Genomic DNA, 12,990 nt, shown 5'->3' on the forward strand with positions numbered 1-12,990 from the left:
TTGGCGTCTGTCCTCGTCTGGCCCGGCGACTTCGGACGTCCTGTTCTTGGCCGTCCTGTTCTTGGCGCCTTCCCTCGCCTGCCCCGGCGTCTCCCGTTGCCCTGTTCGGCGTCCCGCGGTCCCGCGTTCTTCACCGTCGGTCGTTACTGTCGGTCGTTACTGTCAGCCGGTGCTGTCGGTCGGTCTCCGGCCGCCGGTGCTAGTCGAAGTCCTCCTCCAGGATTTCCCCCTCCTCCTCCAGCGCCTGCCTGACCACCTTGAGCGCCATGCCCTGGGGGTAGCCCTTGCGTGCGAGCATCCCGGCGAGGCGGCGTAGCCGTTTGTCCCGGTCGAGGCCGCGAGTGCTACGGAGCTTGCGGTCGACCAACTCCCGGGCGGTCGCCTCCTCCTGCTCCGGGTCCAGTTGCCCCGTCGCCTCGTCGATCAACTCGGCGCCGACTCCCTTGGTCCTGAGTTCCTGCACCAGAGCGCGACGGGCCAGCCCCTTGCTGTGGTGCCGTGACTCCACCCAGGCTTCGGCGAAAGCGCCGTCGTTGATCAGTCCGACCTCCTCGAACCGGGACAGCACCTCCTCCGCGGCCTCATCCGGGACCTCCCGCTTCCGCAGCGCGTCGGCGAGTTGCTTGCGGGTGCGCGGGGTCCCGGTGAGAAGACGGAGGCAGATCGCCCTCGCCCGCTCCACCGGATCCTGCGGCTCACTGTCCTTGCCCCGCCTTCGCCGGGGAGAGGGGTCGGGAACTCCTCCCCCCGGCATCTGCTCGGACGCCGGTACGGCGGGAGCAGCGGGCGGTGTCTCATGCCAGTCCGTTCGCCGGGTCACGGGCTAGCTCTTGGCCGCCGCGGCCTTGGCTCCCCGGGGCGCCTTGGTCGCCGCGGGAGCGGGAACGGTCTTCGTGGCCGGCCCGGTCTCCGCGGTCGCGGCTGCCCCTTCGCCCGCCGCCTCCGGTGTGGTCTCCGCGGTCACCTCGGGCTTCACTCCGACGCCGAGCTTCTCCTTGATCTTCCGCTCGATCTCGTCGGCGAGGTCGGGGTTGTCCTTGAGGAAGTTGCGCGCGTTCTCCTTGCCCTGGCCGAGCTGGTCGCCCTCGTACGTGTACCAGGCGCCCGCCTTGCGCACGAACCCGTGCTCGACACCCATGTCGATCAGACCGCCCTCACGGCTGATGCCCTGGCCGTAGAGGATGTCGAACTCGGCCTGCTTGAACGGCGGCGCGACCTTGTTCTTCACCACCTTGCAGCGGGTGCGGTTGCCGACCGCGTCCGTGCCGTCCTTCAGGGTCTCGATACGACGGATGTCGATACGCACCGAGGCGTAGAACTTCAGCGCCCGGCCACCGGTCGTGGTCTCCGGCGAACCGAACATCACGCCGATCTTCTCGCGGAGCTGGTTGATGAAGATGGCCGTCGTCTTGGACTGGTTGAGCGCGCTGGTGATCTTCCGCAGCGCCTGGCTCATCAGACGGGCCTGGAGACCCACGTGCGAGTCGCCCATCTCGCCCTCGATCTCCGCGCGGGGCACGAGGGCGGCCACGGAGTCGATGACGATCAGGTCGAGCGCACCGGAGCGGACCAGCATGTCCACGATCTCCAGCGCCTGCTCGCCGTTGTCCGGCTGGGACAGGATGAGGTTGTCGATGTCGACGCCGAGCTTTTTGGCGTACTCGGGGTCGAGCGCGTGCTCCGCGTCGATGAACGCGACCGAACCGCCGGCCTTCTGCGCGTTGGCCACGGCGTGCAGGGTCAGGGTCGTCTTGCCCGAGGACTCCGGTCCGTAGACCTCCACCACACGGCCACGTGGCAGGCCGCCGACACCGAGCGCGATGTCGAGGGCGGTCGACCCGGTCGGGATGACCTCGATGGGTTCGTTCGGCCGCTCGCCCATGCGCATGACCGCGCCTTTGCCGAACTGCCGTTCAATCTGTGCGAGTGCGGCGTCCAACGCCTTCTCGCGGTCGGTACCTGCTGCCATGGGTTCCACCCGGTTTGCTTGAGTCGATCGCTTCACGTCAAAGACGCTAACGCCTGCCACTGACAATGCGCCCCGACGCCCTCCCGACCTGTGGATAACTCCTTGTCCACCAGAAGGAACGCGCGCACCGGATACCCCATAAGAATAGATGTTCGATTTTGGTGTCAAGCGCGACACACCACCCTCACCGGCCACCGCGGCGGCCGCCGGTCCGGCGGCGACCAGCCACCGCCACGACCGGACCACCGCACCGCCGGGCCGGACCACCGTACGACCGGTCCGGACTCGGCCCACCACGCGACAGCGGCGAACTCCGTGCCCGTACAAGGCGGCGCCGCGGCCCGTCAGGAGGCCGGAACACGGTTCTGCGGGCAACGTCCGGTCCACGGACGCGCCCGGCCTTCAGTCGCCCGGCTGATTCCCCCGCTCCCCCGCCCCGTCCTCGCCAGAGTCCCCGTCCTCACCAGAGCCCTCATCCCTCTCGGCGGCTCCTCCCGCCGCGTCGTCCTGCCGCGCCGGAGGACGCATCCCTCCCTCGACGGGTGCCGCGGTGGCTCCGGGTGCATCGGCGGACGGGGCGGTACGGGGTTCGTTGGGGCCGTGCAGCGCACCGCGCATCCGGGCGAGCGCCGGCACGCCCTCGTGGGATCTGCGGCCCATGACCCGCGGATCGTCCGTGACGTCGTAACGCTTCACGTAGGCGGAGAGGAAAGCCTGCAGCGTGGCCACCGCCGGGATTGCGATCAGGGCTCCCACCGCACCCAGCAGCGCCGTACCCGCGATGACCGAGCCGAAGGCGACGGCGGGATGGATGTCCACGGTGCGCGCGGTCAGTTTCGGCTGCAGCAGGTAGTTCTCGAACTGCTGGTAGACGACCACGAAGATCAGCACCCAGACCGCGTACCAGGGGTCGACGGTGAAGGCGATCAGCATGGGCAGTGCCCCGGCCAGGTACGTCCCGATGGTGGGGATGAACTGCGACACCAGCCCGACCCACACGCCGAGAGCCGGAGCGTAGGGCACCCCGAGGGCCTGGAGCAGGATGTAGTGCGCGACGCCCGAGATGAGCGCCATCAGCCCGCGCGAGTAGAGGTAGCCACCCGTCTTGTCCACCGCGATCTCCCAGGCGCGCAGCACCTCGGCCTGCCGCGTCGGGGGAAGCACGGAGCACAGTGCCCGCCTCAGCCGGGGGCCGTCCGCGGCGAAGTAGAACGAGAACAGCAGCAGCGTCAGCAACTGGAAAAGGCCCCCCAGGACCTGGGCCGAGATGCTCAGGACGCCGGTCGCGCTGTTCTGCACGTAACGCTGGAGCCAGTCGGAGTGCACCAGGCTGTCCTGGATCTCCAGCCGGGACAGGTCCGTGTGGAAGGTGCCGTTGACCCAGTTGATCACCGAGTCGAGGTACTTCGGGAAGTCCTCGACCATCGTCTGGATCTGCCCCGCGAGCATCGAGCCGAGCAAGGTGATGAACCCGGCCGCGGCGACGATCACCCCCAGGAAGACGACCCCGGTCGCCGCGCCCCGGCGCAGACCATGGGCGGACATCCAGCTCACCGCCGGCTCGATGGCGAGAGCGAGGAAGAAGGCGATCAGGACGTTGATCAGAAGACCGGTCAGCTGGTGAAAGGCCCAGGTCGCCAACTGGAAGGCGGCGATCAGCAGCAGAGCGGACACCATGGCGCGCGGCAACCAGCGGGGCATACGGCTGTTCCGCCCGCCCCCGGTTCCGGACCCGGCCGGTCGCGGGGTGTCCGCCCCCGGCGGAACGGCGTCTTGCGCGGTCTCGTCTGTCGCTGCCACGGAGACAGTCTCACCCACGCCACCGACATCCGGACAACCGCTCCGCACCTGCGGGAAGTCCTCCCCGGTCGGTCCCTCGGGTCTGCGGCGGGCCCGCGGTCGACGGGGGCACGGGGCCACGCCCCCTACGGGGCGACGGGTGAGAGAGCGGGGCTGTCAGGGCGCCCCGCCGTGACACGTCAGCGCCGGGACGCCGGTACGTCCATGGCCTCGCAGACCGCCCGCCACACGTCCTTGGCCTCCCAGCCCGCGTCCAGCGCCTGTTCCACCGTCATACCGTCCAGTTGGGACATCACGTGGTCGTGGGCGAAGGAGCCGGCGTAACCGGGACCGAAATGATCTGCCATCTTCTGCCAGAAGACTGTCAACCGCATGCCTCCAGTATCGCGCGCTCGTGTGAGCGCCGGCGCGCGAGCACCGACGGACGAAGGCGCACGTGCGCGGGCGCGTCAGCCGAAGCCACGAAGCCGGGGCGACGGCCGAAGCGAGCGCACCCATACGGGGGGCGACGAAACAAAGCGAGCACACCTGTGGCTCTCACCCCCTGCGGGGCCCAGGGACGGCGGCGTTCACGGCGGGCGAGGCCGCTGCGTCGCCCGCCCCGTCAGGCACCGCGCCGCCCCGTACGCAGCCGCCGAGCAGCGACGCCCCGTCCTCAGCCGAACACCGCCCGCAGTCCTGCGGTGACCACGACCGCGGCCGCGATCACCACCAGGAACGGGGCACGGAGCAGCAGCGCCACGGCTGCGGCGGCCACGCCCGCCGCCCTGGCGTCCACGACCAGGGCGGACCCGTCCGCGAAGGTCTGCTGCGCGGTGAGCGCGGCGAGCAGGGCCACGGGCAACAGGGCCGCCAGACGGCGCACGACGGGCCGTTCCAGCGCAGCGGCGGGTACGAGCAGCCCGAGCAACTTGGCGGCGTAGCACCCGACAGCGGTCACCCCGACCGCGATCCAGACGTTCATCGTTCCTCTCCGTCCCGCTGCGCCGTTCCGGGGCCTTCTCCGTCCGTCCGCGACGTCGGGGCATCCCTTCCGTCCCTCCGCGGCGTCCTGCGGCCTTCGTCGTCCGTCCCCGACGTCGGGGCATCCCTTCCGTCCTTCCGCGGCGTCCCGGGGCCCTCGCCGTCCTCCTGTGACACCGCGGGGCGCCGGCGCGACGTCGCCCGCACCTCCCGCGTCCGCTGCTCCAGGCGTGTCCTTCGGCTGTCGCGCACGCCGTCGGCGCCGCGGCGCCCGCCCTCCTCGGGCACGACCTCGTCAGCGACGTCCGTGTCCCTGGCACGCTCGGCGGCCTCGGCGGCCATGGCCGCCCGCGCGTCATCGCCCGCGCCGTCCGGGGCGTCGCCCGGTGCACGATCGCGGGCCCTGCCCCGTGCCCACAGCACCGCCGGTGCGGCGAATGCCGCGACGAGTACGGGCACCCCGGCCGGCAGGACGGGCAGCAGCCCCAGTCCCAGGAGCACCGCCAGTCCCGCCACGGCGCGTTCCGTCGTGCTCTTCAGCATCGGTGCGAGCAGGGCCAGGAAGACCGCCGGGCCGGCGGCGTCCAGCCCCCAGGCGTCCGTGTCCCCGAGCGCCTCCGCTCCCAGGGCCCCGACGAGCGTGGTGAGGTTCCACAGGACGTAGAGCGTGGCCCCGGTGACGGTGAAACCGATGCGCACACCGCGTCTCGTCGACTGCGCGAAGGCCACCGCCGAGGTCTCGTCGATGACCCAGTGCGCCGCGAACGGGCGTATCGCACGCGGCAGGTCGAGCGACTGCGACAGCCGCAGCCCGTAGAAGGCGTTGCGCACCCCCAGGAAAAACGCTCCGGCCGCGGCGGTGTACGGGTTCCCGCCGCCCGCCAGCGCGCCGACGAGCGCGAACTGCGAGGCGCCGGTGAACACCAGAAGGCTGAGCGCGCAGGTTTGCAGGATGCTCAGCCCCGCCCCCGCCGAGGTGACCCCGAAGGCGAAACCGGAAAGCCCTACGGCCACCCCTACGCCCAGGGCGTCCCGCACGACAGCGACGTCGGCGACCCGGCTCGTCTCCGTCGCGGGCGGCACCGCCGCATCCGTCGCGGGCCGCACCGCCGCTTCCGTCGCCGCGTTCGCCAAGGGGTGCGTCGTCGCACCCCGCGTACGCCGCCCCGTTCCGCCCCGTGCGCGGTCGGCCGGGTCCGGCGACGTCCACGGCCCCGTCGTCATGCCCGTCGCCCGGGAGGACGGAGCGGCCGTGCCTGCCCCGTCTCCGGCTCCCGGCACGGGCGGTGGCTTCGCCCGTGCCGCCTGATTCCTTGTCGGTTCTCCCACGTCTCCCACGCGGACGACGTTAGACAGGCCGGCAGCGTGCCGTCTTGTACGTTCTTGCGCGCCCGGCGGGACTCCTCACCCGCCCCGTGTCCGCCCCGTCCGCGACAGCGACGGGGTGCGCTCGCGCTGGTAGGCGCCGGGCGGGACGCCCACGATCCGGGTGAAGTGCCGGTTCAGGTGCGGCTGATCGGTGAAGCCGACGGACAGCGCGGCCTCCGCCGGAGCGACGCCGGAGTCCAGGAGCCTTCGCGCCTCGCGTACCCGGGCGTCCGTGAGCCAGGCGTGCGGCGGCATGCCGTACGCCTCCCGGAAGGCCCGCAGCAGAGCGTAGGGGCCCGTCCGCAGCTCTCGGGCGAGCTGCTCCAGAGAGGGCGGTGCGACGAGCCGCCCCTGCAGGACGGTGCGGGCACGCGCCGCGACGTCGCGGCCCGCGCTGCGCACCGTTCGCGGGGCGAGCGGCCCGCCGTTGCGCCGGAGCAGGCGGGTGACGGTGGCCCGCAGCAGGGTGTCCGCCGCGAGCGCGTTGCCCTCCTCCGTGGCGCGCAGCACGTGGTGGACGAGGCGGGTGGCGTAGGCGTCGTCGAGTACGGGAGTCGCGAAGCCGGGCGTTCCCCGGACGGTGGTGGTCTCGCGCGCTATCTCCTCGACGAGGTCGGGCGCCGGGTAGACCGCCCCGTATCGCCAGCCCTCGGGCCCGAGCGCCCGCCCCGTGTGGGGTGTGTCGGGGTTCACAAGGGCGAGAGAGCCCGGTCCCGCGTACCGGTCGGCTCCACCGTGCCGGAAGACCTCCACGCCGTCCGTGACCGCGGCGATGACGTAGTGCTCGTGGGTGTGCCGGGCGAAGTTCTGCCGTACGTAGTGGGCTCTGAGCAGGTCGACCCCCGGCAGTTCCGCGTAGCGCCAGTGCCGCGCTCGCTCGCCCTTCGGTCCTCCCATGCCGCCATTGTGGGACATCACGCGCTCCGCACGACACGGCCTACCGGAGCCGAGCCCTGCACCGGACGCCCCCGTATCAGCGGCCTGCACCGTCGCCCCGCCCGACGCCCCCTCGCGGCCCGTCGTGCCCGCCCGCCCGTCGTGCTCGTCCGCCGCCCGGCCTGTATGCCCCGGCCCGGCACACCGCCGGTGCGGCCCCTCTCCCGGCAGCCCGGCCTCTCCGCTCGCGACCCAGTGCCCATCGCCCCTCCTCCTGCCCCGTCCTGCCCCGTCCGGCCGCTCCAGGCCGTGGAAACCGGCCGTTGTCAGTGCCGGGGTGCACGATGGGAGGCATGGTCAGCAGCTCTGCCCTGGACGGCTTCTCCTCCGCGACCCGAGGTTGGTTCACGGGGGCCTTCTCCGCGCCCACCGCGGCGCAGGAGGGCGCCTGGCGCGCCATCCAGGAGGAGTCGGACGTCCTGGTCGTGGCGCCGACCGGTTCGGGCAAGACGCTGGCCGCCTTCCTCGCCGCGCTCGACGGTCTGGCCTCCTCGCCGCCTCCCGCCGATGCCAAGAAGCGCTGCCGGGTGCTGTACGTGTCGCCCCTCAAGGCGCTCGCGGTCGATGTGGAGCGCAACCTGCGCAGTCCGCTCACCGGCATTCGCCAGGAGTCGGTGCGACGCGGACTGCCGGAACCGGAGATCAAGGTCGGCATCCGCTCCGGGGACACCCCTGCCGCGGAGCGGCGCTCACTGGTCGCCCGGCCCCCGGACATTCTCATCACGACCCCCGAGTCGCTGTTCCTGATGCTGACCTCGGCCGCCCGGGAGGCGCTGGCCGGGGTGGAGACGGTGATTCTGGACGAGGTGCACGCGGTCGCCGGCACCAAGCGCGGAGCGCACCTCGCCCTGTCCTTGGAGCGGCTGGACGAACTGCTGCCCCGTCCGGCCCGCCGTATCGGCCTGTCGGCCACGGTGCGACCCGTGGACGAGGTCGCGCGCTTCCTGTCGCCGCGCGCCAAGGCGCAGGTCGTGCAGCCCGAGTCGGGCAAGGAGTTCGACCTGTCGGTCGTCGTCCCGGTGCCCGACCTCGGTGAACTGGGAGGTTCCCCCGTGACCGACGGGGACGGGGCGGCCCAGGAGAGGCCCTCCGTGTGGCCGCAGGTCGAGGAGCGGATCACGGACCTCGTCCAGTCCCACCGCTCGACGATCGTCTTCGCGAACTCGCGGCGGCTGGCCGAGCGGCTGTGCAACCGGCTCAACGAGATCGCGTACGAGCGGGCGACCGGCGAGGAGCTTCCCGAGGACCACGCCGCCGCAGAACTGATGGGCGGGGCGGGGCCCGCCAAGGGCGCGCCGCCGGTGCTGGCCCGTGCCCACCACGGTTCGGTGTCGAAGGAGCAGCGCGCGCAGGTCGAGGAGGACCTGAAGGCGGGCCGGCTGCCCGCCGTCGTGGCGACGTCCAGCCTGGAGCTGGGTATCGACATGGGCGCCGTCGACCTCGTCATCCAGGTCGAGTCCCCGCCGTCCGTCGCCTCCGGTCTCCAGCGGGTCGGCCGGGCCGGCCATCAGGTCGGCGCGGTGTCCACCGGCGTGGTCTTCCCGAAGTACCGGGGCGATCTGGTCCAGGCCGCCGTGGTCACGGAGCGCATGCGTTCGGGCCGGATCGAGGCCCTGCGCGTGCCGGCGAACCCGCTCGACGTCCTCGCCCAGCAGCTGGTCGCCATGACGTCCATGGACACGTGGCAGTTCGACGACCTGCTGACCCTCGTGCGCCGTGCCGCCCCGTTCGCCTCGTTGCCCGAGTCGGCGTTCACCGCGGTACTGGACATGCTGGCGGGCCGCTATCCCTCGGACGCCTTCGCGGAGCTGCGCCCCCGGGTGGTGTGGGACCGCGTGGCGGGGACGGTCACGGGGCGTCCCGGGGCGCAGCGTCTGGCCGTCACGTCGGGTGGCACGATCCCGGACCGCGGCCTGTTCGGGGTGTTCCTCGCGGGCGCCGACCCCAAGAAGGGCGGTGGCCGGGTCGGTGAGCTGGACGAGGAGATGGTCTACGAGTCGCGGGTGGGCGACGTCTTCACTCTGGGCACGAGTTCCTGGCGCATCGAGGACATCACCCGGGACCGGGTGCTCGTCTCCCCCGCCCCCGGGGTGCCGGGGCGGCTGCCTTTCTGGAAGGGCGACCAGTTGGGCCGGCCCCTGGAGCTGGGGCGGGCACTCGGCGCGTTCCTGCGGGAGGTGGGCTCCCTGCCGGAGGAGGACGCGCGGCTGCGGCTCGTCTCCGCCGGCCTGGACGCCTGGGCCACCGACAACCTTCTGACGTACCTGGACGAGCAGCGCCGTGCCTGCGGCCACGTCCCCGACGACCGGACCATCGTCGTGGAGCGCTTCCGCGACGAGCTGGGCGACTGGCGCGTCGTGATCCACTCACCGTTCGGGGCGCAGGTGCACGCCCCGTGGGCCCTGGCGCTCGGCGCGCGGCTGACGGAGCGGTACGGCATGGACGCACAGGTCATGCACGCGGACGACGGGATCGTGCTGCGGCTGCCCGACGCGGACCTCATGGGCCTCGATCTCCTCGACATGGACGCGCCGCCGAAGGACCGGGGCACCGAGTACGACAGTGAGCAGGCCCCGGTCGGGGCGGCCGACACGGTCTTCGACGCGGGCGAGGTCGAGCGCGTCGTCACCGACGAGGTCGGCGGCTCCGCGCTCTTCGCCTCGCGCTTCCGGGAGTGCGCGGCCCGCGCCCTGCTGCTCCCGCGCCGCAGTCCGGGGAAGCGGACGCCGCTGTGGCAGCAGCGACAGCGCGCGGCGCAGTTGCTCCAGGTGGCGAGCGAGTTCGGTTCCTTCCCGATCGTCCTCGAAGCGGTCCGCGAGTGCCTGCAGGACGTGTTCGACGTCCCCGGCCTCCAGGAGCTGATGGGGGACATCGGGTCACGCAAGGTGCGGCTCGTGGAGGTCACCACACCGGAGGCGTCCCCCTTCGCGCGCTCCCTGCTGTTCGGCTACGTCGCGCAGTTCCTGTACGAGGGCGACTCACCGCTGGCGGAGCGACGAGCCGCCGCCCTCTCGCTCGACTCACACCTCCTGGCGGAGTTGCTGGGCCGCGCGGAGCTGCGGGAGCTCCTCGATCCCGAGGTCCTCGCCGAGCTGGAGCGGGAGGTGCGATGGCTCACCGAGGACCGCCGGATCAAGGACGTCGAGGGCGTGGCGGACCGGTTGCGGCTCCTCGGCCCCCTGACCGACCCCGAACTCGTGGAACGGGGAGCCCGGCCCGAGTGGGCGCGGGAACTGGAGTCCGCGCGACGTGCCGTGCGGGTACGTATCGCCGGGGTCGAGCACTGGGCGGCCGTGGAGGACTCCGGGCGGCTGCGGGACGCTCTGGGCACCGCTCTGCCGGTGGGTGTCCCCGAGGCGTTCACCGAGCCGGTCAAGGACCCCCTGGGCGACCTCCTGGCGCGTTACGCCCGCACCCACGGCCCGTTCACGACGCAGGCGGCGGCGGCCCGGTTCGGACTGGGTACGGCGGTGACGGAAGGCGCGCTGCAGCGACTCGGTGCGAGCGGCCGCGTCGTACAGGGGGAGTTCCATCCGGCGGGCCGGGGCCAGGAGTGGTGCGACGCCACGGTGCTGCGCAGACTGCGGCGTCGTTCGCTGGCCGCACTGCGCCAGGAACTGGAACCAGTCCCTCCGGCGGCGTTCGCCGCCTTTCTGCCGCAGTGGCAGCACCTGGACGGACACGGCCTGCGCGGCGTCGACGGGTTGCTGCGCGCCGTCGAACAGCTCCAGGGGGCCTCGGTGCCCGCCTCCGCGCTGGAGCGCCTGGTCCTGCCGTCCCGGATGACGGGATACTCCCCGGCGATGCTGGACGAGCTGACGTCGGCCGGCGAGGTCCTGTGGGCGGGTGCGGGGGCCCTGCCCGGCAAGGACGGCTGGATCAGCCTCTACCCGGCCGACTCCGCCCCGCTGCTGCTCCCGCCGCCGCATCCGCTGGAGCTTTCGCCGTTGCACCAGTCCGTCCTGACGGTTCTGTCCGGCGGCTACGGCCTGTTCTTCCGGCAGATCGCCGAGCAGGTACGCGCCACGACGCATCCGGAGGCCGCCGACCCGCAACTCGCCGACGTCCTGTGGGACCTCGCCTGGTCGGGGCGGCTCACCAACGACACGCTGGCGCCGCTGCGGGCGCTGCTCGGGTCCGGCCGCACGGCGGGCTCCACGGCGCACCGTGCCCGGCGCACGGTGCCACGGGGCAGGTACGGCTCGCTGACGGCGGCGGCGCGCACCCCTTCCCGGTCCGGGCCTCCGACGGTCGCGGGCCGCTGGTCCCTGCTGCCCCGCCAGGAGCCGGACCAGACCGTGCGGGCACACGCCCTGGCCCGCAGCCTCCTCGACCGGTACGGGGTGGTCACCCGCGGCGCGGTGGCGGCCGAGGGGGTGGAGGGAGGATTCTCCGCCGTGTACCGCGTCCTGTCGGCCTTCGAGGACAACGGCCAGGCTCGCAGGGGCTACGTCGTCGAGGGGCTCGGCGCGGCCCAGTTCGCCATGGACGGGGCGGTGGACCGGCTCCGCTCGACGGCGAACGCGGCGGAGCGCGCCGAGGGCGAGTCGGCGCACCGGGCGGTGGTCCTCGCGGCGGCGGACCCGGCCAACGCGTACGGCGCGGCGCTCCCGTGGCCGGAGCCGCCCGCCGGCTCGCAGCACAAGGCGGGGCGCAAGGCCGGCTCGCTGGTCGTCCTCGTGGAGGGGACGCTGGTGCTCTACATGGAGCGCGGCGGCAAGACACTCCTGGTGTGGCCGTCCCGGCCGGAAGAGGAGCTGAGCCCGGACGACGAGCGCGTCGCCGCCGCCACCGAAGCCCTGGCGAGGGCGGCGACGGCCGGGGCCCTGGGCACCGTCACCGTCGAGCGCGTCAACGGCGGCTCCGCGCTGACATCCCCGCTGGGGCCGCTCCTGGAGACCGCGGGCTTCCACGCCACACCGAAGGGGCTCCGGCTGCGCCCCTGACCTGGGCCGGTCGGGTGGTACGCCTTCGTCCGCACCGCCCACGCCCTCATCGCGCCCACCAACCACCCCGTCGCGGCCATCATGTTCACCGCGACCAGCGCGGCCGTCACCCACCAGACCCGCCCCCGGGAGTGCTGACACAGCCACCGCCCGGCCACGGCACCACAAGGAGGTCCCTGTGCCTGAAGGCGACACGGTCTACCACGCCGCGCACCGCCTCGACGACGTACTGGCCGGGCATCGGCTCACCGCGGCCGACCTGCGGGTGCCGAGGTTCGCGACGGCCGACCTCACGGGCCGCGAGGTCCTGGACGTCACTCCACGCGGCAAGCACCTGATGATGCGGATCTCGGGCGGTCTGACCCTCCACTCGCATCTGCGGATGGACGGGGCCTGGCGGGTGTACCGCGCGGGGGAACGCTGGCGCGGTGGACCCGGCCACCAGATCCGCGCCGTACTCGGTACGACGGAGCACACCGCGGTCGGCTACCGGCTCCCGGTTTTGGAACTGCTGCGGTCCAGTGACGAGGACCGCGCCGTGGGCCACTTGGGACCCGATCTCCTGGGTCCCGACTGGGACGACGCCGTCGCCCTGCGGCGTCTGCTCGCGGAACCCGCCCGCCCCATCGGCGAGGCGCTCCTCGACCAGCGCGTTCTGGCGGGCGTCGGCAACGTCTACAAGAGCGAGATCTGCTTCCTGCTGCGCGTCACGCCCTGGACGGCCGTCGGTGAGACGCCGAACCCTGGGCGGATCACCCTGCTCGCACACCGTCTGCTGAACGCCAACCGTGACCGCTTCCGCCGTAACACGACGGGCCGCCGGGACCACGATCTGTACGTCTACGGCCGTGCTCCCCGCCCCTGCCTACGGTGCGGTACGTCTGTCCGGGTGGCCGAGCAGGGCGACGGCACCAGGGCCCGTCCCACCTACTGGTGCCCCCGATGCCAGACCGGCCCCGCACCGTCCTGACGCGCGGACGAGGCGGCAGCCGGTCGCGGCAACCGCAA

Annotated in this window: 8 protein-coding genes and 1 pseudogene; 2 read left to right on the forward strand and 7 right to left on the reverse strand. The window is 72.7% G+C overall.

Annotated features, from left to right (window positions below; all coding sequences use genetic code 11):
• Positions 1-199 precede the first annotated feature (199 nt).
• The 7 genes and pseudogenes from recX to ACFYMP_RS03055 form a co-directional block, all read right to left on the reverse strand.
• Positions 200-820 carry a recombination regulator RecX gene (gene recX / locus ACFYMP_RS03025; protein ID WP_388849435.1) on the reverse strand — a complete coding sequence of 207 codons (621 nt, stop codon included), beginning with the start codon at positions 818-820 and terminating at the stop codon, positions 200-202.
• A 3-nt stretch (positions 821-823) separates the two neighbouring features.
• On the reverse strand, positions 824-1,969 hold the full coding sequence (gene recA / locus ACFYMP_RS03030) for a recombinase RecA (RefSeq protein WP_388849438.1): 1,146 nt from the start codon (positions 1,967-1,969) through the stop codon (positions 824-826).
• 402 nt (positions 1,970-2,371) lie between these two features.
• Positions 2,372-3,670, reverse strand: coding sequence for an AI-2E family transporter (locus ACFYMP_RS03035; protein WP_388849441.1), 1,299 nt, complete (start codon positions 3,668-3,670; stop codon positions 2,372-2,374).
• A 278-nt stretch (positions 3,671-3,948) separates the two neighbouring features.
• The gene (locus ACFYMP_RS03040; protein ID WP_388849444.1) at positions 3,949-4,143 is read right to left on the reverse strand and encodes a DUF3046 domain-containing protein; all 195 of its coding nucleotides are present in this window, start codon (positions 4,141-4,143) and stop codon (positions 3,949-3,951) included.
• 281 nt (positions 4,144-4,424) lie between these two features.
• Positions 4,425-4,733 (reverse strand): AzlD domain-containing protein, encoded by a 309-nt coding sequence (locus ACFYMP_RS03045; protein ID WP_388849447.1) that lies wholly within the window; start codon positions 4,731-4,733, stop codon positions 4,425-4,427.
• Positions 4,734-5,086: 353 nt separating this feature from the next.
• A pseudogene (locus ACFYMP_RS03050) lies at positions 5,087-5,956 on the reverse strand (AzlC family ABC transporter permease); the annotation flags it as partial.
• A gap of 180 nt (positions 5,957-6,136) precedes the next feature.
• Complete coding sequence (locus tag ACFYMP_RS03055; RefSeq protein WP_388849450.1) at positions 6,137-6,997, reverse strand: AraC family transcriptional regulator; 861 nt, start codon at positions 6,995-6,997, stop codon at positions 6,137-6,139.
• Positions 6,998-7,329: 332 nt separating this feature from the next.
• Here ACFYMP_RS03055 and ACFYMP_RS03060 point away from each other — a divergent pair, with 332 nt between their 5' ends.
• Together ACFYMP_RS03060 and ACFYMP_RS03065 are read left to right on the forward strand one after the other, a co-directional pair.
• Positions 7,330-11,982, forward strand: coding sequence for an ATP-dependent helicase (locus ACFYMP_RS03060; RefSeq protein ID WP_388849453.1), 4,653 nt, complete (start codon positions 7,330-7,332; stop codon positions 11,980-11,982).
• 178 nt (positions 11,983-12,160) lie between these two features.
• A complete protein-coding gene (locus ACFYMP_RS03065; protein ID WP_388849456.1) occupies positions 12,161-12,952 on the forward strand; it encodes an Fpg/Nei family DNA glycosylase in 792 nt (263 codons plus the stop codon).
• The last annotated feature ends 38 nt before the right edge of the window (positions 12,953-12,990 follow it).

Origin of the sequence: Streptomyces sp. NPDC007088 (genome assembly GCF_042869355.1) — a bacterium.
Classification (GTDB): domain Bacteria; phylum Actinomycetota; class Actinomycetes; order Streptomycetales; family Streptomycetaceae; genus Streptomyces.

What these genes read in the sequence shown, in the direction of transcription:
- ACFYMP_RS03045 (WP_388849447.1), bottom strand. Translation starts at nt 4,733, where the DNA reads ATGAACGTCTGGATCGCGGTCGGGGTGACCGCTGTCGGGTGCTACGCC.
- ACFYMP_RS03055 (WP_388849450.1), bottom strand. Translation starts at nt 6,997, where the DNA reads ATGGGAGGACCGAAGGGCGAGCGAGCGCGGCACTGGCGCTACGCGGAA.
- ACFYMP_RS03060 (WP_388849453.1), top strand. Translation starts at nt 7,330, where the DNA reads ATGGTCAGCAGCTCTGCCCTGGACGGCTTCTCCTCCGCGACCCGAGGT.
- ACFYMP_RS03035 (WP_388849441.1), bottom strand. Translation starts at nt 3,670, where the DNA reads ATGCCCCGCTGGTTGCCGCGCGCCATGGTGTCCGCTCTGCTGCTGATC.
- ACFYMP_RS03040 (WP_388849444.1), bottom strand. Translation starts at nt 4,143, where the DNA reads ATGCGGTTGACAGTCTTCTGGCAGAAGATGGCAGATCATTTCGGTCCC.
- recA (WP_388849438.1), bottom strand. Translation starts at nt 1,969, where the DNA reads ATGGCAGCAGGTACCGACCGCGAGAAGGCGTTGGACGCCGCACTCGCA.